This window comes from Austwickia sp. TVS 96-490-7B, from assembly GCF_019331795.1.
Classification (GTDB): domain Bacteria; phylum Actinomycetota; class Actinomycetes; order Actinomycetales; family Dermatophilaceae; genus Austwickia.
In genome coordinates, this window is the sequence record NZ_JAHPZL010000007.1 from 24889 (window position 1) to 46124 (window position 21236).

Annotated in this window: 19 protein-coding genes; 6 read left to right on the plus strand and 13 right to left on the minus strand. The window is 63.0% G+C overall.

Features of this window, described 5'->3' with window-relative positions; genetic code table 11:
* A partial coding sequence (locus KEM60_RS08270; protein WP_219107069.1) for an ABC transporter permease occupies positions 1–921 on the plus strand: 921 nt, incomplete at its 5' end.
* A gap of 67 nt (positions 922–988) precedes the next feature.
* Here KEM60_RS08270 and KEM60_RS08275 read toward each other — a convergent pair.
* Both KEM60_RS08275 and KEM60_RS08280 read right to left on the minus strand, forming a co-directional pair.
* On the minus strand, positions 989–1801 hold the full coding sequence (locus tag KEM60_RS08275; protein ID WP_219107070.1) for an SGNH/GDSL hydrolase family protein: 813 nt from the start codon (positions 1799–1801) through the stop codon (positions 989–991).
* On the minus strand, positions 1798–2487 hold the full coding sequence (locus KEM60_RS08280) for a uracil-DNA glycosylase (RefSeq protein ID WP_219107071.1): 690 nt from the start codon (positions 2485–2487) through the stop codon (positions 1798–1800). The genes KEM60_RS08275 and KEM60_RS08280 overlap by 4 nt, the downstream gene beginning before the upstream one ends.
* 207 nt (positions 2488–2694) lie before the next feature.
* On the opposite strand from KEM60_RS08280, the gene KEM60_RS08285 reads away from it, so the two are divergent.
* From KEM60_RS08285 to KEM60_RS08295, 3 genes are all read left to right on the plus strand, one after another.
* Positions 2695–3501 carry an ABC transporter ATP-binding protein gene (locus KEM60_RS08285; RefSeq protein ID WP_219107072.1) on the plus strand — a complete coding sequence of 269 codons (807 nt, stop codon included), beginning with the start codon at positions 2695–2697 and terminating at the stop codon, positions 3499–3501.
* 4 nt (positions 3502–3505) lie between these two features.
* A complete protein-coding gene (locus KEM60_RS08290; protein ID WP_219107073.1) occupies positions 3506–6052 on the plus strand; it encodes an ABC transporter permease in 2547 nt (848 codons plus the stop codon).
* A 183-nt stretch (positions 6053–6235) separates the two neighbouring features.
* Positions 6236–6523, plus strand: a complete 288-nt coding sequence (locus KEM60_RS08295; RefSeq protein WP_219107074.1) for a DUF3263 domain-containing protein — start codon at positions 6236–6238, stop codon at positions 6521–6523.
* 52 nt (positions 6524–6575) lie between these two features.
* On the opposite strand, the gene KEM60_RS08300 is transcribed toward KEM60_RS08295, so the two are convergent.
* Positions 6576–8873, minus strand: coding sequence for an NADPH-dependent 2,4-dienoyl-CoA reductase (locus KEM60_RS08300; protein WP_219107075.1), 2298 nt, complete (start codon positions 8871–8873; stop codon positions 6576–6578).
* A gap of 361 nt (positions 8874–9234) precedes the next feature.
* On the opposite strand from KEM60_RS08300, the gene groL reads away from it, so the two are divergent.
* Complete coding sequence (groL, locus tag KEM60_RS08305) at positions 9235–10860, plus strand: chaperonin GroEL (RefSeq protein ID WP_219107076.1); 1626 nt, start codon at positions 9235–9237, stop codon at positions 10858–10860.
* 126 nt (positions 10861–10986) lie between these two features.
* On the opposite strand, the gene KEM60_RS08310 is transcribed toward groL, so the two are convergent.
* From KEM60_RS08310 to KEM60_RS08350, 9 genes are all read right to left on the minus strand, one after another.
* Positions 10987–11271 (minus strand): DUF3349 domain-containing protein, encoded by a 285-nt coding sequence (locus KEM60_RS08310; RefSeq protein WP_219107077.1) that lies wholly within the window; start codon positions 11269–11271, stop codon positions 10987–10989.
* Positions 11272–11426: 155 nt separating this feature from the next.
* Positions 11427–11744 carry a DUF3349 domain-containing protein gene (locus KEM60_RS08315; protein ID WP_219107078.1) on the minus strand — a complete coding sequence of 106 codons (318 nt, stop codon included), beginning with the start codon at positions 11742–11744 and terminating at the stop codon, positions 11427–11429.
* A 146-nt stretch (positions 11745–11890) separates the two neighbouring features.
* Entirely contained in the window at positions 11891–12187 is a 297-nt protein-coding gene (locus KEM60_RS08320; protein ID WP_219107079.1) for a hypothetical protein, read from the minus strand.
* Positions 12188–12189: 2 nt separating this feature from the next.
* Positions 12190–13515, minus strand: coding sequence for an inorganic phosphate transporter (locus tag KEM60_RS08325; protein ID WP_255574399.1), 1326 nt, complete (start codon positions 13513–13515; stop codon positions 12190–12192).
* Positions 13516–13739: 224 nt separating this feature from the next.
* A complete protein-coding gene (locus KEM60_RS08330) occupies positions 13740–13931 on the minus strand; it encodes a hypothetical protein (RefSeq protein WP_219107080.1) in 192 nt (63 codons plus the stop codon).
* 72 nt (positions 13932–14003) lie between these two features.
* On the minus strand, positions 14004–15512 hold the full coding sequence (locus KEM60_RS08335) for a S1C family serine protease (RefSeq protein ID WP_255574400.1): 1509 nt from the start codon (positions 15510–15512) through the stop codon (positions 14004–14006).
* Positions 15509–17185 carry a cell wall metabolism sensor histidine kinase WalK gene (locus KEM60_RS08340; protein WP_255574401.1) on the minus strand — a complete coding sequence of 559 codons (1677 nt, stop codon included), beginning with the start codon at positions 17183–17185 and terminating at the stop codon, positions 15509–15511. The genes KEM60_RS08335 and KEM60_RS08340 overlap by 4 nt, the downstream gene beginning before the upstream one ends.
* Positions 17186–17195: 10 nt before the next feature.
* Positions 17196–17903 (minus strand): response regulator transcription factor, encoded by a 708-nt coding sequence (locus KEM60_RS08345; RefSeq protein WP_219107081.1) that lies wholly within the window; start codon positions 17901–17903, stop codon positions 17196–17198.
* Positions 17904–17988: 85 nt separating this feature from the next.
* Positions 17989–18252: a hypothetical protein gene (locus KEM60_RS08350; RefSeq protein ID WP_219107082.1), complete on the minus strand. Its 264-nt coding sequence runs from the start codon at positions 18250–18252 to the stop codon at positions 17989–17991.
* A 376-nt stretch (positions 18253–18628) separates the two neighbouring features.
* Between KEM60_RS08350 and KEM60_RS08355 the strand changes: the two genes are divergently transcribed.
* A complete protein-coding gene (locus KEM60_RS08355) occupies positions 18629–19579 on the plus strand; it encodes a hydroxymethylglutaryl-CoA lyase (RefSeq protein ID WP_255574402.1) in 951 nt (316 codons plus the stop codon).
* Here KEM60_RS08355 and KEM60_RS08360 read toward each other — a convergent pair.
* Complete coding sequence (locus KEM60_RS08360; protein ID WP_255574403.1) at positions 19567–21210, minus strand: methyl-accepting chemotaxis protein; 1644 nt, start codon at positions 21208–21210, stop codon at positions 19567–19569. The two genes, KEM60_RS08355 and KEM60_RS08360, sit on opposite strands and share 13 nt — an antisense overlap.
* Positions 21211–21236 lie beyond the last annotated feature (26 nt).

Genomic DNA, 21236 nt, shown 5'->3' on the forward strand with positions numbered 1-21236 from the left:
GATACCCCGCGAAATATCCTCACGCTCAGCCAACGTCAACCCGCGACCACGCATCAACACTCTCCCTCACCTGGAACCACACATCATCCCAAGCGAGGCACTGACCCCTTTACCCCAAGGGTTGAGACCGGTGATCTTCTGGTGGGCACTCCGATGGTGCTAGATTCATCCCATGATGTTGAGAGGTTGATAGGTCACCCCCTTAGCAAGGATCAAGTCCTTGCTTTTAATAAAGGCGGCTTGCTTGTTCCTGACTCACATAAGTCAATTCAGTTGAAAAGTCTGAAGTCATTGCCAACGAAAGATCATCAAGGTCGGGATACCGGCGTGCTTCATATTACTCATATTCAGGATGTCCCAGATGCTTACGCTCAATACTTGGGATTTATATCGTCAGGTAAGGCACGGCAAGCTGGTTGGCGTCTCGATCAAGCTTTCACAGTATATGACAATGTGAGTCCTATTCAAATCTCCGACGCTTTAAAAGCTCCTGATAAAAAAGGATTTGATCCAAACTATGTTCAGATTTATAAGGTGCCTGAGAAAATTACAGTTCCAGAGACTCTTGTTTGGTCAGCGACAGGTACAGGAGTTCTGTTTGTCCTGCTAACATGCTGGGTCGCAGCTTCCCACACAAAAGCACTTCGTGAATATAGGAACTCACTTATTGCGATTGGGCTAAGCCACCGACTTTTATTTGGGATTACTTTGACGGTGTTGTTATTCGTTGTAGCAATTCCCGCCTTTGTTGGACTGGGAGTGGCTTTGCTCGCAAATCATTTGGCTTGGGGTATGATTCTTGAGTCTGGAAGAAGTGCATTTATTCCATGGGAGTGGATTATGAATGGAATGCTGATGACTGCTCTAAGTATTACGTTCGGCACCTTGGTTGGAGCTTTCATGCTTCGCAGGCAGTCCTGATTGCGTTGTATTTTTTGCCTACGCCATGAGAGGTGGATGTTACTCACCCTTCTCGCGTTTCAGCGCGTCAGTCCTGGTAGGGCGTGGCCTGGGGGCGTTTCGCGGTGCGGGTGTCGCCAGAGCTGCGGCCGGTCAACCGGCGGTGCACCCACGGCCCGACGTGGACCCGAGCCCACTCGCGGTCGGCGCGTAACTGGGTAGTCCACGTTTCGGGTGCGGCCGCAGGGAGGGGAACGTCCCAGTCAGGATCGTCCGGGGTGTAGCCCAACGCGGCGAAGGCAGCGAGCGCGACGCGGCGGTGTCCTTCGGGGGTCATGTGGATGCGGTCTGGTGCCCACATGCGCAGATCTTGTAGTGGTCGCATGCCCCATTGGTCTATGACGTGACAGCCGTGGGTGCGGGCGATGGTCCAGATGTTCGCGGTGTGCAGGGCGTGGCGTTGGCGGACGTGGCGCAGCAGGGGCGCGCCTCGGGTGTCGGTGGAGGTGGCGAGGATGACGTCGGCGCCGGTGGCGCGGATGGTGCGGACGGCGTGGTCGAGTTGGTGGGCGAGTGCGTCCATGTCGGCGTTGGGTCGCAGGATGTCGTTGCCGCCGCCGACGAGGGATACCAGGTCGGGTTCGAGGGCGAGCGCGGCGGGGAGTTGGCGGTCGGTGATATCGGTGAGGAGGCGGCCGCGTACGGCGAGGTTGGCGTAGTCGAGCTGGTGTCCTTCGCGGGCGGCGACCTGGTGCAGCAGGGCGGCGAGTCGGTCGGCCCAGCCGATGTATTCGTCGTCGTGGTCGGGGTGGGTGTCGCACATGCCTTCGGTGAAGGAGTCGCCGATGGCGACGTACCGCTGCCAGGGGGTGTGCGGTGGGTGCGGCAGCGTGGGGCTCATGGCAGCCTCCAATCGATGGGGGACGCGCCGAGCTGGGTCAGCAAGTGGTTGGCGCGGCTGAACGGGCGGGAACCAAAAAATCCCGAATGCGCCGACAGCGGTGAGGGGTGGGGCGATTCGATGCGGGGTACGCCGGGAAGCGCGGGGGCTAGGTTGCGGGCGTCTCGGCCCCACAGGATCGCTACGAGGGGTTGCCCGGCGGCGGCGCGTTCGGCGAGGACGGTGATGGCTCGATCGGTCACTGCTTCCCATCCTTTGCCGCGGTGGCTGCCGGCGGCGCCGGGGCGTACGGTGAGGGATCGGTTGAGGAGCAGGACACCGCGTTCGGTCCAGGGGGTGAGGTCACCGCAGCTGGGCGGGGGCACGCCGAGGTCGGTCGTGAGTTCTTGGAAGATGTTGACCAGGCTGCGCGGCAGCGGCCGGACATCGGGGGCGACGCTGAAGGACAGTCCAACGGCGTGTCCGGGAGTGGGATAAGGATCTTGACCGACGATGAGGATGCGCACTTCGGGCAGGGGGCGGGTGAAGGCGCGCAGCACGTGCTCGCCAGCGGGGAGGTAGCCGCGGCCGGCAGCGAGCTCGGCGCGAAGAAAGTCTCCCATCGTGTGGATCTGTTCGGTGACGGGTTCGAGGGCCTGCGCCCAGGTGGGATGGATCAGGTGGTGCAAGGGGCGAGGCGTGGACACCCGCCCACCCTAACGGTCGTGGCGGCTCCGACTCAGGGTGGGATCTGATCCCACTCAGGGAGGAATCCGGTTGTTCCCCTGGTGCGCTCCGTGGTTCGGGTTCTTACAGTGGGTAGCAGTGCGTCAGGGGCGGGTTCGGGTCGTCCGGGGTGGCGCCGGGCCGACGGTTCATCAGAGCGTCGGATGTCCACGACAGCAGGGATCATCATGGCACTTTTGGAACGTCGTACTGAGGGATCGGGCGGGCCGGGCACGGTCGCCGCTTCAGCGCGGGACCTGGTGAAGGTCTATGGCACGGGGTCGACTCAGGTCGTCGCATTGGAGAAAGTCGACATTGACATTTATGGCGGGGAATTCACTGCGGTGATGGGCCCGTCAGGGTCGGGGAAGTCGACGTTGATGCACTGCATGGCCGGGTTGGACCGGATCACGCAGGGGGAGGTCACTGTCGGTGGAACCCCGTTGGGCCGGTTGTCGGACAAGGAGCTCACCGCGTTACGTCGGGACAAGATCGGTTTTATCTTCCAGGCGTTCAATTTGATTCCGACGTTGACGGCGCAGGAGAACATTTTGTTGCCGTTGTCTATTGCTGGTCGTCAACCTCAGGAGGACTGGTATCGCACGGTGATTGAGACCACGGGCCTGGCCGATCGTCTCGGGCATAAGCCGAGCGAACTCTCCGGCGGCCAGCAGCAGCGGGTCGCCTGCGCCCGAGCGTTGGCTTCTCGACCGGACATCATTTTCGCTGACGAACCCACCGGCAACCTTGATAGCCGGTCTGGGGCGGAGGTATTGGGTTTCTTGCGGCGCAGCGTGGACGAGTTCGCGCAGACCATCGTGATGGTCACCCACGATCCAACGGCAGCGGGATACACCGATCGGGTGATTTTCTTGGCTGACGGGCATGTGGTCACCGAGCTGCGCCAACCCACCCCGCAGAAAGTCCTGGAAACGATGACCTCATTGGACCGTCAGACCGCTGCTGCGGTCCTGGGTGAGCGTCCGGGGGCCTGACGTCATGCTCAAGGCTTCATTCAAGAGCTTGTGGGCCCGCAAGGTCGCGTTGCTGTTGTCGACGGTCGCGATCATGTTGGGTACCGCATTCGTCGGGGGGTCGTTGACCTTCACTGACATGTTGGACAGCACATTCAAGGGCATCGTCGGCGGCAGCGTCGCTGACGTCAATGTCCAGGCCAAAGGGTCGTCTTTCAGCTCTGACGGGTCAGAACAATCAATCGACCAGACGGTGGTCGACAAGGTCGCCAAAGTTGAGGGAGTCGCGTCCGCTCACGGCACGATCGCGTCCAATAGCACCTACCTGTTGGGCAAAAACGGCAAGCCGATGACGACCGGCGCACCAGGCATCGGGACTAACTTCGTGGATGCCCCGGCGTCTGGTGGCCAGCAGGGCCTGGTCATGAAATCAGGACATCGTCCTGAAGGGTCAGATCAGGTGGTCATCGACCCCGAGTCGCTGACCAAGGCAGGGTTGTCTCTTGGCGACCGGATCAAGATTTACACCACTGGCAAACAAGGCGTTGTCGAAAAAACCATCGTCGGGACAGCCCTCTACGGCGCTAAAGGGTCCAGCGCCGGAGCGTCGTACGCGATCTTTGACACCCATACCGCCCAGCAGCTGCTCCTCGACGGCAAGGATGCCTACCAATCGATTTGGGTGGTGACCGCTCCTGGTGCTGACCCGCAGGAAGTGGCTCGCCGGATCAACGGCCAATTGCCGCAGGGAATGGAAGCGCTCAGCGGTAAGGAACTCTCGGAAAAAATCAATGAAGTGATTTCCTCCGGGCTGCGGTTCGTCACGGTGATGCTGCTGGTTTTCGCGGGAATTTCTCTCCTGGTCGGATCTTTCCTCATCGTCAACACCTTCACCATCCTGGTGGCTCAGCGGGCTCGTGAGCTGGCTCTCTTCCGCGCCATGGGGGCCTCCCGTGGGCAAGTGATGCGGTCAGTGGTCTTTGAGGCGTTGATCCTCGGCCTGGTCGGTTCGACTCTCGGCCTCGGGTTGGGACTCGCTCTCGCCTTTGGGATCTCCCAGGTCTTCGGCACATTGGGACTGGATATCTCCGGGAGTTCCATGCAACTCACCGGCCAAGCCGTGCTGGCGACGTACCTGGTTGGTGTTCTGGTGACGATCGGTGCCGCAGTGATTCCCGCGGTGCGGGCCAGCCGAGTGCCACCGGTGGCAGCAATGAGCGGCGACTTCGCCACCGGCGCGTCCGGTCTGGGATGGCGAGCTGTCGTAGGTAGCACAGTGACGGCGATCGGCGGTGCCGTCCTGGCCTATGGGTTGTTCGGTCAGCCCGAGTTCAACCGGATGTGGGCGATTGGTCTTGGCGCGCTCGCCCTGGTCCTGGGGATCGCCGCGGTCAGCCCGATTGTTGGTGCGCCGGTCATTTGGCTGATTGGCCGGGCTGGTGAGGCCGTGTTCGGGACGACTGGGCGACTCGCTGAGCTCAATGCCGCCCGCAATCCCCGCCGTACGGCGATCACCGCGTCGGCGTTGATGGTGGGATTGGCGCTGGTGACGGCGTTCGGGGTGGTCGCTGCGTCGGTGAACGTGAGCACCCAGAAAGCGGTCACTAAGAACCTGCGTGGTGATTTCGTGGTCACCAGCGCCAACCAGCAGCCGTTCTCCCCGTCCATCGGAGATGCGATGGCCAAGGTCGACGGGGTTGAGCAGGTCCACCGGGTTCGTTTCGTCCCGGGGACCATCGGCGGTGAGGAAACTTTCCTCGGGGCGATGCCACCGACGAGTTTCGACAAGATTCTCAAGCAGACGATGACGTCAGGATCTCTGTCGGATTTCGCCAAGAACACGGTGATTCTCCGGGATGAGTACGCCAAGGAGAAAAATCTGTCTGTCGGCAAGGAAATGGAGGTGACTCTCAATGGGAAACAGGTCGCCTTACGGGTCGCTGGCATCTTCTCCATGGAGAAGGGAGCTGGCCTGAATTCGGTGATCACGACCGTCGACACCATCGAAGGTGTGGGGATGCGCGCCACGGACAGTATGTTGACTGTCGACCTTCGATCGGGCGCAGACAAAGCGAGCGTGAAAAACAAACTGAACGACATCATTTCGCCGCTCCCTTTGGCGTCGGTCGCTGATCAAAAAGAATTCGCTGATTCGCAGTCGCAGCAGATCAACACGGTGTTGTATCTGATCTACGCTTTGTTAGGATTGGCGATTGTCATTGCGATCTTCGGTGTGGTCAATACCTTGGGATTGTCGGTGATTGAACGGACTCGGGAAATTGGTCTACTGCGTGCGGTCGGACTGAACAAGAGCCAGGTCCGGCGGATGATCGTGCTGGAGTCGCTGACGATCTCACTGCTCGGTGCCGTGCTGGGTATCGGTCTGGGACTCGTGCTGGGTATCGCCGCACAACGGGCCCTGGCCGGTGACGGGCTCAGTGATCTGGCGTTGCCGTGGGAACAGCTCGGGATCAGCGTGCTGGTGGCTTTCGTGGTGGGTGTGCTGGCCGGGCTATGGCCGTCAGTGCGGGCCACCAACCTGGATGTGCTCAAGGCGATTGCAGCCGACTGATTCTCGGATGCGCTTGTCCCGCGGTGGTTTTCTCGGGGCCGGCCGGGCTCTTCCTGCCCGGTCGGCCCCGAGGCGTGCTGACCCGCCCGTCGGGAACACGTCGAACAGTGGACATCTCATGACATCGATGTCATTCCCTGGCACAGTTGTATACATATGCCGGTCTGCAGAAGGGGTACGTCGATGGAGGTCGTCGCTGCCGATCGTGGCAAAGGCCAGGGTGAACTCGGAGAACTGCAGCGAGAGATCTTGGCGTTCGAGCGGCAATGGTGGAAGTACGCAGGGTCGAAGGAACAGGCCATCAGTGACCTGTTCAAGATGAGCGCGACCCGGTATTACCAGGTGCTCAACGCCTTGCTCGATGAGCCTGCGGCGCTGGCACACGATCCGATGTTGGTCAAACGGTTACGGCGGATGCGTGCGGCCCGTCAACGACAGCGTTCTGCGCGTCGCTCGGGCGCGCGGAGCTAACCTCAGGTTTGGACGCGACTGCCAGCTGTGAGCAAGCCTGAGTCCCAGTGCCTCAGAGCTCAGCAGCGAGGCGCGTGGCCTGATCGATGGCACGTTTCGCATCAAGTTCAGCAGCCTTGTCGGCGCCGCCTACGAGATGAGTGCGAATCCCAGCGTGGCGTAACGGTTCTACAAGCTCTTGGACTGGCTCCTGACCGGTGCACAGCACGATCGTGTCGACCTCTAGCAGTCGTTGCTGTCGAGGACTATCCGGGGAGGTTTTAGCGCCCTGGGGATGGGTGAATCGCCGGTGCCATGTCGTGGCGTGTGTGGCTACGGTGTGGATGCCCCGGCCGAGGGAAGCGCGAGCCTCGGTGGGGAGCCCGATCCAGGCGAGGGTGCCCAGGTGCGCAGTGGCCGCCACGAGAGGATGACTGCGCTGATGCATCTCTTCGGCAAGCTGACCGAAAAACCCACCCTGTCGCAGCATCGCCTGCGGTGACTGATCTTTTCCAGCGGGAGGAGTGACCGGCGGTGGGACAGGCACGCTCACGAGAAGTCCGGTGTCGTCGATGCGCTCGTATCCCACGCCAGTGAGGAGGTGGACTTTTTTGGCCCGTAATGACGCCCGGTGGATCCAGCCGGTGGTCGGGCCGAGTGAGTGGCCGATCGGGTGGTGGCTGCGCTGCATGAGATAGACCTCTCGCGGGCTGGGGGCGTGGCTCGCGCGGGTGAGGCCTCCTGGGTTGTTGTCGGGGTCGCCGACGCCCCATTCACGACGCCAGGTCGGCACGTCCAGAGTGGGGGATGTGGAGTGGGTCAGGTATTCGCAGACGTCGACGCCGATGCCGCCAGCGCCGAGGACAGCGACGCGGTGGCCGGCGGTGCGATCACCGCGAAGAAGTTGGGCATATGTGATGACGCGGGGATGGTCAATGCCAGGGATGTCGGGGATCCGAGGGGCGACGCCGGTGGCGAGGACCACGTCGTCGTACTGGCCGTGGATGAGGGTGGCGGCATCAATGGAGGTGTTCAGGTGCAGGTGAGCCCCGCTCTCCTGGATGCGATGGGTGAAATAGCGGATCGTCTCGGCGAACTCTTCTTTGCCGGGGATGGCGGCGGCGAGGGCAAACTGACCACCGATGGTGCTGGCCGATTCGTAGAGATCAACGTGATGTCCGCGGTCAGCGAGAGTGGTCGCCGCAGCTAACCCTGCCGGTCCGGCTCCGACGACGGCGATACGACGTGGGCGCGGCGTGGATGTGATGGTGAGGCTTCGTTCGTGGCCAGCACGTGGGTTGACCAGGCAGGACACCGGGCGGCCGGTGAAGGTGTGATCCAGACAAGCCTGATTGCAGGCGAGGCAGGTGTTGATGCGCTCCGGGTGACCAGCGGCGCTTTTGGCGACGAAGTGCGGATCTGCCAGCAGCGGGCGGGCCATGGAGATGAGGTCGGCTTGACCTGTGGCCAGGATCGTCTCGGCTAGATCAGGGGAGTTGATCCGGTTTGACGCGACGATGGGGATGCGCAGGTGGCTGCGCATCCGTGCCGTGGTGTCGACGAATGCGGCGCGAGGCACGCTGGTCGCAATGGTGGGCACGCGGGATTCATGCCAGCCGATGCCAGTGTTGATCAGGGTGGCGCCGACAGCCTCGACGGCAAGAGCGGTCGCGACGACCTCCTCCCAGGTTTGCCCTTCCGGTACGAGGTCCAGCAGGGACAGCCGATATTGGATGACGAAATCAGGTCCGGTAGCGAGACGGACCGCCTGGACGATGTCGGTGGCCAGGCGGCGCCGGTGGCTGGCGGTCCTGCCCCAGTCATCGGTCCGCCGGTTGGTGCGCAGGGCCAGGAACTGGTTGATCAGATATCCCTCGCTGCCCATGATTTCTACCCCGTCGTAGCCCGCTTCTCGAGCGAGTTCGGCAGCGCGAGCGAAGCCGTCAATCTGCTGTCGGATCTCGGTGGGGGAGAGCGCATGCGGGGTCAACGGGTTAATGGGAGCTTTGACGCGGGAGGCCGACACCGTGAGGGGGTGTCGGCCGTACCGGCCCGAGTGGAGCAGCTGGAGCAGGATCGCTGCCCCGTGCTCGTGAGTGGCGGCGGTGAGGGCGCGATGCTCCGGGACCTGCCGACGGTGGTAGAGCCCTGCAGCGCCGGGATAGAGCGATCCTTCAACAGTGGGGGAGACGCCACCGGTGACGATGGTGCCGACGCCGCCAGCTGCTCGTTCGGCGTAAAAAGCAGCCAAGTCGTCGACGGAGCCGGGCTGCCCTTCCATGCCGGTGTGCATTGATCCCATCATCACGCGGTTGCGCAGGGTGAGGAATCCCAGGTCGAGGGGTTCGAGCAGCCGGGGATACGAGGTCATGGGCGCCTCCTTCGGTCTCGGCTCGGACGCTAACACCACGCTCGGTCGGGAGGTGACGCTGTGTCGACGTGACCTGGGCCACCTGGTGCAGGTGGTCGCGGGGCGGCGATGTGGCGGCCGACCATTTGCACTCCCCAGGGGCGAGTGCTAATCATGGACTTAGCACTCTGGGCGCCCGAGTGATAACGGCAGTGTCGATTGCGACACCGGATCAGGCGTCATGGAGTGAGCAGGACAGCCCTGACCGGTGCCGGTGAGGCCCGGTGGCGACGGCGTGAACGGCGCGCCGTCCGATCCGGTCCGTCCGTCGCGGGCGCCGCCCGGTCGACATATCCGTTCGCGTGGGAGGAAACCACCGACAATGGCCAAGATCATCGCCTTCGACGAAGAGGCCCGCCGCGGTCTCGAGCGTGGCATGAACCAGCTCGCCGACGCGGTCAAGGTCACGCTCGGCCCGAAGGGCCGCAACGTCGTCCTGGAGAAGAAGTGGGGCGCCCCCACGATCACCAACGATGGTGTGTCCATCGCTAAGGAGATCGAGCTGGACGACCCCTATGAGAAGATCGGCGCCGAGCTGGTCAAGGAGGTCGCCAAGAAGACCGACGACGTCGCCGGTGACGGTACGACGACGGCAACCGTGCTGGCCCAGGCCCTAGTGCGTGAGGGGCTGCGTAACGTGGCCGCTGGCGCCAACCCGATGGCGCTCAAGCGCGGCATCGAAAAGGCCACCGAAGCCGTGAGCAACGAACTGCTCGGCATGGCCAAGGATGTGGAGACCAAGGAGCAGATCGCGGCGACCGCGTCGATTTCCGCTGCTGACACCCTGATCGGCGACATGATCGCCGAGGCCATGGACAAGGTCGGCAAGGAAGGCGTCATCACCGTCGAGGAGTCCAACACCTTCGGCCTGGAGCTGGAGCTCACCGAGGGAATGCGCTTCGACAAGGGCTACATCTCGGGTTACTTCGTGACCGACCCCGAGCGGATGGAAGCGGTCCTGGAGGACCCGTACATCCTGGTCGTGAACTCCAAGATCGGCTCCATCAAGGACCTGATCCCGATCCTCGACAAGACCAAGCAGGCCGGCAAGCCGCTGCTGATCATCGCTGAGGACGTCGAGGGCGAGGCGCTGGCCACGCTGGTGCTCAACCACCTGCGCCGCAACATCTCGGTGTGCGCGGTGAAGGCCCCCGGCTTCGGTGACCGTCGTAAGGCCATGCTCGGTGACATCGCGATCCTCACCGGTGGCCAGGTCATCTCCGAGGAGGTGGGCTTGAAGTTGGAGTCCACCGAGCTCGACATGCTGGGCACCGCCCGCAAGGTCGTCGTCACCAAGGACGAGACCACGATCGTCGAGGGTGGCGGTGACGCCGACCAGATCGCCGGTCGGGTCAAGCAGATCCGCGTGGAGATCGAGAAGTCCGACTCTGACTACGACCGGGAGAAGCTCCAGGAGCGTCTCGCTAAGCTGGCCGGTGGCGTGGCCGTCATCAAGGCTGGCGCGGCCACTGAGGTCGAGCTGAAGGAGCGCAAGCACCGCATCGAGGACGCCGTCCGCAACGCGAAGGCTGCCGTCGAAGAGGGCATCATCGCCGGTGGTGGCGTGGCGCTCATCCAGGCGGGCGACGCGGCGTTCGGCAAGCTGTCGCTCGAGGGTGACGAGGCCACTGGCGCCAACATCGTCAAGGTCGCCATCGAGGCGCCGCTGAAGCAGATCGCGATCAACGCTGGCCTTGAGGGTGGGGTTGTCGCAGAGAAGGTGCGTCACCTGCCTGCGGGGCACGGCCTGAACGCGGCCAACGGTGAGTACGTCGACCTGATCGCCGCTGGCATCATCGACCCGGCCAAGGTGACCCGCTCGGCGCTGCAGAACGCAGCGTCCATCGCGGCGCTCTTCCTGACCACCGAAGCCGTCATCGCGGACAAGCCGGAGAAGTCTGCTCCGGCGATGCCTGGTGGCGACGAGATGGGCGGCATGGGCTTCTGATCCGATTTCAGGATCAGCTGGAGCTCGTCGTCGAGGCCCCGGGAGTTTTCCCGGGGCCTCGGCCATGCTGGCATGCAGCCCTACGATCCGGCGTGGACAGTTGGAGTCTGGGCGCGCAGAGCAGCGTTATTGCGGGCTGACTGGCCATCCGCCGTCGCGGAGTCGGCTACCGACACGGTGCATCTCTTCCGGCGAGGGGACTTCGTCGGTGCGTTTCATGATTCCCGCGCCGACGTCGTATCGGTCCGCTGGGATCATGCCGTTGCGGACGAGCTCCTGACCGAGGTCCTCGACCTCGTCGTCAGAGAGACGGCGTCGCAGCAGCGCCATGAGCGGGATGTAGTCCTGTGAGGGGACACCGTGGGGATAACCGGCACGCACCCACGTGATGAATCGGTCCAGTGGGCCCATGGTCCCTCCCTTCGGCGCGGACATGCGCAGATCCAGGTGCACCGACCACGGTGATCGTCCGGGCGCGTCCTATCGCTCTTCCCCTGGCGCCGTAGCCGGTTGGGGACCAGCGTAACTCTGCACGGGCGATGGTGTTTCCCCGTTCCTCCTGCTGGTCAGGAAGGCGGGTTATCGGTGGAGTCCTCGTCGGCGGTGGTCGGCCACCCGCCGGCTGCCAGGTGGGACACCACCCGCTGGATGTCCTCGTCGGCAGCGTGGCCTTTGAGGATGTTTTCGATGGTACGGCGAACCTCATCTTCCGTGGGAGGCGCCTCACCCCGGGCTTCCCGGAGTTCGCACGCCGCCTGGACGATCTCAGCCTCGGTCAGATGGCGCTGCAGGACACCGAACAACGCGATGTAGTCCTCCTGCGGTATCCCCTGGGGATAGCCAGCGCGCAGCCAATCGAGGATCGAACGGAAGGTGAAACTCATGGGGACCTTTCGACACCGAGACGGTGAGGGGACACAAACTCACCGGGGATCACCGCATCGTAATGGTTGTCTCACCAGGGCTGCGACAACCGTCGCAGCGGTGGACGATCAAGGCACGATCCGGTAGCGATCGAGGGGTGCCGGTCTTACTTGGTTTTAGGGATGAACGTCGGAATGACGTACTCGAAGCTCACCTGCATGCCCAAACCAGAAGCAACGACGATCGCGATCCCGGAGCAGATGGCAAAGAGCACCACTGCGAAGATCGCAATGCCCAGAATCTTGCCGATCGGATGCGGTGAGCCATGGCCCACTTCGGCTTCGTCGCCCACTCCGTACGCCATGGCACGGACGCCGGCGGCGAAAAGAGCCGGCAGGCCAGCGCCAACGACGATGGAGACCATCAGGACCTTGCCTGCCGCAGTCGCGAGCAAACCCAACATGATCAGTTCCTCGTGATGTCGTGGAGCGGACGAACGTCACCTGCAGTTGGCATCGGGCGACCAGGGGTCACGCCTGCCGAGACCAGAGCGGACTCAGGGGCGGCCGGGGTAGGGCGGCTCTCACCGCCGTCACGGCTCTCGCCGGTCGACTCCTCCCAGTCATCGTTCACGTTGTTGTGGTCCACCGGTGCTCGGCGGGCCCGCAACCACATGTAACCGGACAGGGCGACCAGGATCAGGAAAACAATGCTCGGACCGGCGTAACCGCCGAAGGCGTTACCGATATACCAGGTGACCGCACCGACAATGCCGGCGCATGGGAGAGTGATCAACCAGGCAGCGGCCATGCGTGCCGCCACGCCCCAACGCACCTCTGCGCCGGGCTTACCGATGCCGGTGCCAAGGATCGAGCCCGTTGCCACATGGGTGGTCGACAGTGCAAACCCCAGATGGCTGGACGTCAGGATCACCGCTGCCGAAGCGGACTCCGCCGCCATACCTTGCGGCGAGGAAATCTCCACCAAGCCCTTACCGAGGGTGCGGATGATCCGCCATCCACCAAGGTAGGTGCCCAAGGCAATCGCGAAGGCGCAAGCGACCTTCACCCACAGCGGGATGCTGTGCGTGTCGCTCCACGAACCGTGGGCGATCAGCGCCAACGTGATGACACCCATGGTCTTCTGTGCGTCATTGGTGCCGTGAGCTAGGGAGACCAAGGAGGCCGTCCCGATCTGGCCCCATCGGAAACCGCTCTCCTTGTAGCGCTCGGCCACGCCTTCAGTGATCCGGAAGATCAACCAGGTGCCCACAGCGGCGACGAGGCCTGCCACGACCGGGGAGACCAGCGCCGGCATGATGACCTTGCCCACCACGCCATCCAGCTTGGAGCCATCACCGGACCAGTTGACCCCGCCCCAGCCGATGCCTGCCACGGTCGACCCAATCAGGCCGCCAAACAAGGCGTGCGACGAGCTGGAGGGCAGCCCCAAGAGCCAGGTGAGGAGGTTCCATACGATGCCACCCACGAGGCCGCACAGGATGATCAACAACAGACCTTGGCCGTGATCGGCCAGGAACTGTGCCTTGGGAGCACCCGTCTTGTCCTGGATGTTGATGACCGCATTGGTCACCGTGAGGGCTACCTCGACCGACAAGAACGCGCCGACGAGGTTAAGAACGGCGGAGAGGGCGACGGCGGTCTTCGGCTTCAACGCACCCGTAGCGATGGACGTCGCCATCGCATTGCCGGTGTCATGGAAGCCGTTGGTGAAATCGAAGGCCAGCGCCGTGATGACCACGAGGGCCACAAGCAAGAGAGCTACGTCCACGTGCCAATTGTGCGGCCCGAAAGTGGCGACATGTGCACCTGTCCGAGGTCGTTTCCTGGACGAAACGCTCTGACCTGGGACTGCCTCAGAATTGTTCAACGAAAGTTTGCTTAAGGGTCTGGGACGGTTTACCTGGACGGGTGCCCCACAGGCCTCTCACCCGTGCTGTTCACGCGGGAACAGCACGGGTGAGAGGGGGTGTGAGACGACTGTCTCACCGACGATCAGCGGGCGAACAACGTCGGGTTCGGCGTCGCCACGTCGGCGTCCTGAGAACCGGCACGGGAGAGGACCACCTTGATCTGAGCGGACATTCGCCTCGTGTCGCTTGCTGCGCCGGTGATCTGCTGGGTGTCGACCTGGAGCTGGGGGCTCAGGTGCCGCCTTTCGGTGGGGCGGCCGGTAGCCGTGACCATTCCACCGTGGGAGGACGACGACGGGCACCCCCGAAGTGATCCACAGGGGATCGCGGGGGTGCCCGAGGCGACTCAGGAGTTGCGTTCTTCCAGCGTGACCTTGATGTCTTGACGCTTGCCATCACGGACCACAGTCAACGTGACGGTGTCGCCGACCTGCCGCTCTCTGATTTGTGCGCTCAACGCCAAACCGCTGTCGACGGGCTCGTTGTCGACCGCGATCACAGGGTCGCCGACCTTCAGGCCTGCCTTGTCGGCTGCCGACCCCGGCGACGTTGAGGCGATCTTGGCGGCGGCGCGCTTGTCCTTGCCATCGTCGGCGACGGTGTCATCGACAGTCACTCCCAGCAGCGCATGTTTCGCCTTGCCAGTGGCGATCAACTGCCCAGAGACGTTCTTGACCTCATTGACGGGGATGGCAAACCCGATGCCGATGTTGCCGCCTTGCTGCCCTGGTTGCGCACCCATCGTGGCGATCGAGGAGTTGATCCCGATCAGTCGCCCTTGACCATCCACCAATGCGCCACCAGAGTTCCCCGGATTGATCGCGGCGCTGGTCTGGATGGCATTGGTCACCACTGGGTTGGCGTTGGGCGTTGCGCCCGGGGCTTGGTTCCGGGTGCGGACCGGACGATTCAACGCGCTGACGATACCGGTGGTGACTGTGCCAGACAGGCCCAACGGGTTTCCGACCGCCATGACTGGATCGCCGACGTGCAGTTTTGTGTCATCCCCTAACGCGATAGGGCGCAAGTTGTCGGGGGCATTGTTGAGCGTCAACACCGCCAGATCGGTGTCCGGGTCGGTCCCCACGATGGTGGCGTCGTACACCCGTTTGTCGTCCAGGACCACCGTGATCTTGCCGCCTTCAGCACCAGCAGCCACCACGTGGTTGTTGGTGACGATATGCCCCTTCTTGTCGATGATCACCCCGGACCCATCTCCACCTTGGGTGGCATTGGTGGCCCGAATCGACACGACAGAGGAACCCACCGCTTTGGCCGTCGCCGACCAGTCCGGGTGGGCCATATCGCTCTGTCGGACCACCGTTTCAGGAGTTTCCTCGCTGGTGGACAACTGCGCCGCGGCAAACAGTCCAGTGCAGGCCAGCGCCGCGACCACCACGACTCCCACCCCGATCAGCATCGTGCGACGGCGACGACCCGGCCGTTCGGGGGCCGGACCCACGGGAGTCGGGGAGCCGAACGCTTGCCCCGGGGGGGTCATCGGCCAGGGGCCAGAGCTGCCGGGCATCCCTGGCGAAGGGTTCCCTGGCGGGGGGAAGATCGGCGGGCCGCCTGGTGTCTGCTGCGTCGGCGGCCCAAAGCGACCATCTGCCGGTGGAGGCGGAAACAGTGGGCGGGTCGTCGGGTTATCGCCCTGCGCCCAGGTCGTGCTCTCACCGGTATGGGGGTCAGCGGGCCGTGGTGGGGGTTGGCCAGCCGGTGATTCCTGGGGGTTCTGGGGATGCTGCGGGTAAGGCCCTCCAGGAGCGGCAGCCTGCTGAGGTGGACCGGACGGCGGCATGGGCGGCCCCGACGGGGCAGGATGCTCCGTCTTCGGGACGTCGGGGTTGCTCATCGTGCTCCTTCGGTGTGCTGATCACGGGTAGTGCCCTCAGGGCGGTCGTCGTGTTCACGACCGGGTGTGGGGGTGCTGCGGGGCAGCTCGACGACGAACGTCGCGCCACCTCCCGGCGTGGCCCGTACCCCGACCCTGCCGGCGTGGGCGGTCACGATGGCCATCACGATGGCCAAGCCGAGCCCGCTTCCGCCGGAAGCACGGCCACGAGAGGGGTCGCCACGGTAGAACCGTTGGAAAACCCTTTCGATTTCATTCTCGGCGATACCAGGTCCATGATCTCGAACTTCGATGCGATAAGCCGCTCCTGCGTCGTGGCGTTGAGCCTTCGCGGCAGCGGAGCGGCCGGGTCGGCGGGCCGGTTTGGCTGTGGGCAGCGGGCCGACCGCGATCTCTACCGGCGAGCCCGCCGGGGTGTGCTGCAGGGCATTGGCGATGAGGTTAGTGACCACCTGGCGCAATCTGGCTTCGTCGCCGCGCACCATCGCTGGCCCCAGCTGACGATCGCCGAGGCCGATCAGGCGCAAATTGCGTTCGGGTTCCCTGGCCCTGGCGTCCTGAACTGCATCGGCTGCCAGCACGGTCAGGTCCACTTCGCCGATGTTCATCGGGCGCCGGTTATCCAAACGGGCCAAGGTCAACAGGTCCTCAACGAGGCCACTCATCCGGGTCGCCTCGTCCTCAATGCGTTTCATGGCCACTGCGGTCGCTTCCGGGCCAGAGGCAGCGCCCTGACGATACAACTCGGCGTACCCCCTGACCGTGGCCAGCGGAGTACGCAATTCGTGGGAGGCATCGGTGACGAAACGTCGCATCCGCTCCTCCGACGCTTCCCGGATGGAGAACGACGACTCGATCTGAGACAGCATCGCGTTCAACGACCGCGACAGGCTGGCGACCTCATCATCTGCGGGATGTTCAGGGACCCGTTGGGTCAGATCGCCATCAGCGATCGCCGCTGCCGTGTCTTCCATCTGACGCAGCGGCCGGAATGCCCGTTTGACTCCGAGGAACCCGACGGTGGCACTTGAGGCTGCGACCACCAGCCCGATGGCCAGAGACAAGGCCTGCAAGCGGGCGATAGTCTCGTCGATTCCTCGCAAGGGCATGGCGACCGCATAGACCCCGGAACCGTCCGTGAGTCGTCCAGCAACCACTTGCCATTTGGTGTCTGGGTCATCGCTGGACCCGACGATGAAGGGCTTGTTCCCGGTGACCCGCTGATCGTTGAAGGTCAGAGAGGGGATCGTCGGGGTGTTGTTTTCGTCAGCGGCAGCCAACCCGACTGGTGAGCCACCCTCCGAATTCATAAACAACAGCGCGTAGCTGGTGGGGACACCAGGGGTGTAGACGTGACCGCGGGTCGCCACCTGGTACAGGGAGTTCTCAGCGGCAACTTTGCCCGCTGAGTGCAATTCGGCAGCAGCACGGTCCATCAGGTAGGTGCGCAGCACGATCTGAGTGGCGACTGCGTTCAGCCCCAATGCGGTCACCAACATCACCACCAGAACCGCTACCAGACGCCACGTCAACGGCCAGGTCCGCAGCGGATCCGCCAAGTTACGGCGGGTCCGCTGGAACCACTCCCGGGAGGGGCGATAACGACGCTGGACTGTCTCGGTGTCTACCGCGGCCATCGGTGAGGGAGGCGGCGCGGGCACAGGCGACGTCACGGCGGACCTGTCAGCTGTTCTCTGGGGGCAGGCGCAGGACGTATCCGACACCCCGGCGGGTGTGGATCAGATGCGGCTCCTCCACATCGATCTTGCGTCGCAGGTAAGAGATGTACGACTCGACGATGCCTGCTTCCCCACGGAAGTCGTAATCCCATACGTGGTCAAGGATCTGAGCTTTGGAGAGCACTCGGTTGGGGTTGAGCAGGAGGTAACGCAGCAACTTGAACTCAGTAGGGGAGACGTCAATGACCCGCCGGCCACGTCGTACCTCGTGTGAATCCTCGTTGAGCTCTAGGTCGTGGAAGCGCAGCACCTCGTCCTCAGTGCTATCGCCTCGGGTACGCCGAAGAACCGCGCGGATCCGAGCCACGACTTCTTCGAGGCTGAACGGTTTGGTGACATAGTCGTCGCCGCCGACAGTGAGCCCCTTGACCTTGTCCTCGATCGAGTCCCGGGCGGTGACGAAGACGATGGGCATCAACCGCCCGGTCTCCCTCAGCCTGCGGGTCACCGCGAAACCGTCCATGTCCGGGAGCATCACGTCGAGGACCAGCAGGTCGGGCTGCTCCCGTTCCGCCACCGCCACCGCGGTGGAGCCGTCCCCCGCTGTGAACACTTCGAAACCTGCGAAACGCAAGGACGTCGCGAGGAGTTCTCGGATGTTGGGTTCGTCTTCAACGACGAGGAGGCGCGCTTCAGGGGTCGTGGTGCTCACACCATCAAGTGTGAGAGCGATCCCTGGACGTTTGCTGTGAGGCTCCCAGACGTAGGGCTGCCGCAACCTGATCGGCTGCCGGACATCACAAGAGCATCAACAGGGCCAAGAACATTCCAAAGAGTGCAAGAGCTAACGTGGTTAAGCCGATCGAAATCCAGCTCATCACGATTCCGGCCGTCACCTTGCCTGATCCACCAAGATCAGCGGCTTCAATCTCCTTTCGGGCTTTACTTCCCATGATGATCGTCACGATCCCCAGGATGAATCCCAATCCTGTCAAAGAAGTCAATATGATGGCGCCGATCCCTAATCCTAAAATCGCTCCAGCCTGGGGATGTTCGGGCACATGGAGTGGCTGGGAGGGCACCGATGCGGTGCCATACCCACGGTAGGGGACCTGGTCCTGCATCGTGAAGGAAGATTGCCCCTGAACGTGACCGGACGACGGATGGCCCTGCTGATGACCTACGGGTCCCTGATGAGGAGAATATGGCGGCAGACCCTGAGGGTGCTGGCCAGGGTAAGTCATGGGATCCCCTTTGTTGAGTCGTCATCATCTCGTGCAGGGATAGCCATCAACTATGGTCTTGACCCCCAGCGTCCAGGATAACCACGAAGTCCGTCAGCCGCTCTCGCCGATCAAGAACAGGGATGATGAAAGCCCGAGCACCCCCGCCCCACCCCGTCGACACTCCCGACGAGGGCTTCCGGAGGAGGCCACCATGACGTCAGCACACTGTGAACCGTTGCCAGGCATGCCCCACGAGCTGCACCTCTATGAAGTCGGCCCCCGGGACGGCCTGCAAAACGAAAAGACGACCGTTCCGGTCCACGTCAAAGCCGAATTCGTGCGAAGGCTCCTCGCTGCTGGTCTGCAAAGCATTGAAATCACCAGCTTCGTCCACCCCCGTTGGGTGCCCCAACTCGCCGACGCCACCGAACTACTCACCGCGTTAGGTGCCGAAGGCCTCGGCCCCAACCGACCTGTCCTCGTCCCCAACGAAAACGGTCTGAATCGCGCTCTAGACCACGGTGTCAGTGCCATCGCGGTCTTCGGCAGCGCCACCGAAACTTTCAGTCAACGTAACCTCAACAGGTCCATGACGGAAGCGATGGCGATGTTTACCCCGGTCATCTCCCACGCCAAAAATGCCAATGTCTGGGTGCGGGCCTACATCTCCATGTGCTTCGGTGACCCCTGGGAGGGACCGGTACCCATCCATCGCGTCGTAGATGTGGCACACCGCTTCATCGACCTCGGCGTCGACCAACTCTCACTCGGCGACACCATCGGCGTAGCCACCCCCGGGCACGTCGTACGTCTCCTCGATGAACTCGCCGCAGCTGGAATCGGCCCCAACCAACTCGCCGTCCACTTCCACGACACCTACGGACAAGCCCTGACCAACACCCTCGAAGCAATCCGATACGGCGTGACCACGGTCGACACATCCGCCGGCGGTCTGGGCGGATGCCCCTATGCCGCATCAGCCACCGGCAATCTCGCCACCGAAGACCTCCTCTGGGCCCTAGATGGCATGGGCATCCACACCGGTGTGGACCTGCCCGCCCTAGCCGACACCAGCCGGTGGATGGCCCAACAGCTCGGCCGCCCCCCGGCGAGCAAGGTGGTCACCGCGCTCGCCGGGGGTGCCAGCGACTACAACGAGTAGGACTCGACCAGAGCCATCAGCGAATTGGCGCGGGTGGACAGCTCTGCAGCGGCCCCGTCGGTGACCTGAGCAGCCTCCCGGGTGGCATGGGCGCTCGCGGAGATGCCACCCACCTCGCCGGCGATCCGACTTGCTCCAGACGCAGCCTCAGACACGTTCCGTCCCATCTCGTTGGTGGTAGCTGTCTGCTCTTCCACCGCCGAGGCAATCGTGGCCTGGGTGTCGTTGATCTGCGCGATGATCATCGAGATTTCTCCGATGGCAGCAACCGCTGCTTCCGTGTCCAACTGAATTTGTTCCACCTTGCGTGAAATATCCTCAGTTGCTTTTGCCGTTTCCTGCGCCAAGTCTTTGACCTCGTTAGCGACGACGGCGAAACCCTTGCCCGCTTCTCCAGCCCGGGCAGCCTCGATCGTGGCGTTCAACGCCAACAGGTTGGTCTGTTCGGCGATGGAGGTGATGGTCTTGATGACCTCACCGATCTGGGTGGAGCTGTCGCCGAGGGTGGCGACCGTGCCCGTGGCCCGATCAGCGACTTGCACTGCCCCGGCGGCGACCCCGGCAGCGTCCGTGGTGTTTTTTGAGATCTCGCGGATGGACGCGGTCATTTCTTCGGTGCCGGCGGCCACAGTTTGTACGTTGGTGGAGACTTCATCAGCGGAAGCGGAAACCGTCTGCAAGGTGGCTGCTGTTTCATCGGCGCTGTGGCGCAGGTCACGAGCTGCTCCTGCGATGACCCCTGACGCAGATTGCACCAAGGTGGCATTTTCCCGGACTCCGTCGACGGTGGTGTGCAAAGCGGCGATCGTGGCATCCAGACCAGTGGATAGCCGGCACAGTTCATCTGTTCCAGAGATATCGCATCGGGCGGTCAGATCGCCATGCCCCACACGCTCCACAGTGCGTTTCATGACCTCAATGGGGCGCAAGATACTGACAGCCACAGTGGTGACGCCACCCACGGCCAACACAATGGACAATGCCAAAACGATCAACAGAGTGAGGCGGCTTCGTTCGTATTGTGCGGTGGCATTGGCGCGTAGCTCGTCTGCGCGGGCAGTTTCTTTCGCGACCAGTTTCATCACGGCGGCGTCAGCTTTACCAGACGGGCCGATAGCGTTGGCGTCTCGATAGGTGCCGTATCCGGCAAAGTCCAGTTTGTCGCCGTAAGCCATCAACGGGTCAAGGACCGGCAGGTATGCCGTCCACGCCTCTTCCAGCTCTTTCACCAGTGACGCGTCAACCGTAGTGCTCCGATAGGCAGCTAGGTCTTTCTGGAACTGCTGTTGGGCAGTTTCCTTCCGTTTCTTGTGAGTGTCCTTGGCTTTGGGGTCAACGGAGGTGACATAGTTCAGCGTGCCAATGCGGACATCTTTCATGTCGGCGCGTAGCGCTCCGAGCTGGCTGACTGGCACCACCGAGGTGGTGTACATCTCTTCGGCAAGGGCAGAAACCCTGGAGAGGGACATCACGGAGAACGTGCCCAGACCCACCGCGATCACCAGTACCAGGCCGACCAGAGCGCCAAGACGCTGCTTGATCGACAGGCGTGACAGCCAGGTCAGGGCATGACGACTGGTCCGCGGCGGCGAAATGGTGGGGAAGGTGGGACTGAAGTCCGTGGTGGCCATGGGGGTCCTCATCGACGTGGCGGGGC

What these genes read in the sequence shown, in the direction of transcription:
- KEM60_RS08275 (WP_219107070.1), bottom strand. Translation starts at nt 1,801, where the DNA reads ATGAGCCCCACGCTGCCGCACCCACCGCACACCCCCTGGCAGCGGTAC.
- KEM60_RS08285 (WP_219107072.1), top strand. Translation starts at nt 2,695, where the DNA reads ATGGCACTTTTGGAACGTCGTACTGAGGGATCGGGCGGGCCGGGCACG.
- KEM60_RS08290 (WP_219107073.1), top strand. Translation starts at nt 3,506, where the DNA reads ATGCTCAAGGCTTCATTCAAGAGCTTGTGGGCCCGCAAGGTCGCGTTG.
- KEM60_RS08295 (WP_219107074.1), top strand. Translation starts at nt 6,236, where the DNA reads ATGGAGGTCGTCGCTGCCGATCGTGGCAAAGGCCAGGGTGAACTCGGA.
- KEM60_RS08300 (WP_219107075.1), bottom strand. Translation starts at nt 8,873, where the DNA reads ATGACCTCGTATCCCCGGCTGCTCGAACCCCTCGACCTGGGATTCCTC.
- groL (WP_219107076.1), top strand. Translation starts at nt 9,235, where the DNA reads ATGGCCAAGATCATCGCCTTCGACGAAGAGGCCCGCCGCGGTCTCGAG.
- KEM60_RS08310 (WP_219107077.1), bottom strand. Translation starts at nt 11,271, where the DNA reads ATGGGCCCACTGGACCGATTCATCACGTGGGTGCGTGCCGGTTATCCC.
- KEM60_RS08315 (WP_219107078.1), bottom strand. Translation starts at nt 11,744, where the DNA reads ATGAGTTTCACCTTCCGTTCGATCCTCGATTGGCTGCGCGCTGGCTAT.
- KEM60_RS08320 (WP_219107079.1), bottom strand. Translation starts at nt 12,187, where the DNA reads ATGTTGGGTTTGCTCGCGACTGCGGCAGGCAAGGTCCTGATGGTCTCC.
- KEM60_RS08330 (WP_219107080.1), bottom strand. Translation starts at nt 13,931, where the DNA reads ATGGTCACGGCTACCGGCCGCCCCACCGAAAGGCGGCACCTGAGCCCC.
- KEM60_RS08335 (WP_255574400.1), bottom strand. Translation starts at nt 15,512, where the DNA reads ATGAGCAACCCCGACGTCCCGAAGACGGAGCATCCTGCCCCGTCGGGG.
- KEM60_RS08355 (WP_255574402.1), top strand. Translation starts at nt 18,629, where the DNA reads ATGACGTCAGCACACTGTGAACCGTTGCCAGGCATGCCCCACGAGCTG.
- KEM60_RS08360 (WP_255574403.1), bottom strand. Translation starts at nt 21,210, where the DNA reads ATGGCCACCACGGACTTCAGTCCCACCTTCCCCACCATTTCGCCGCCG.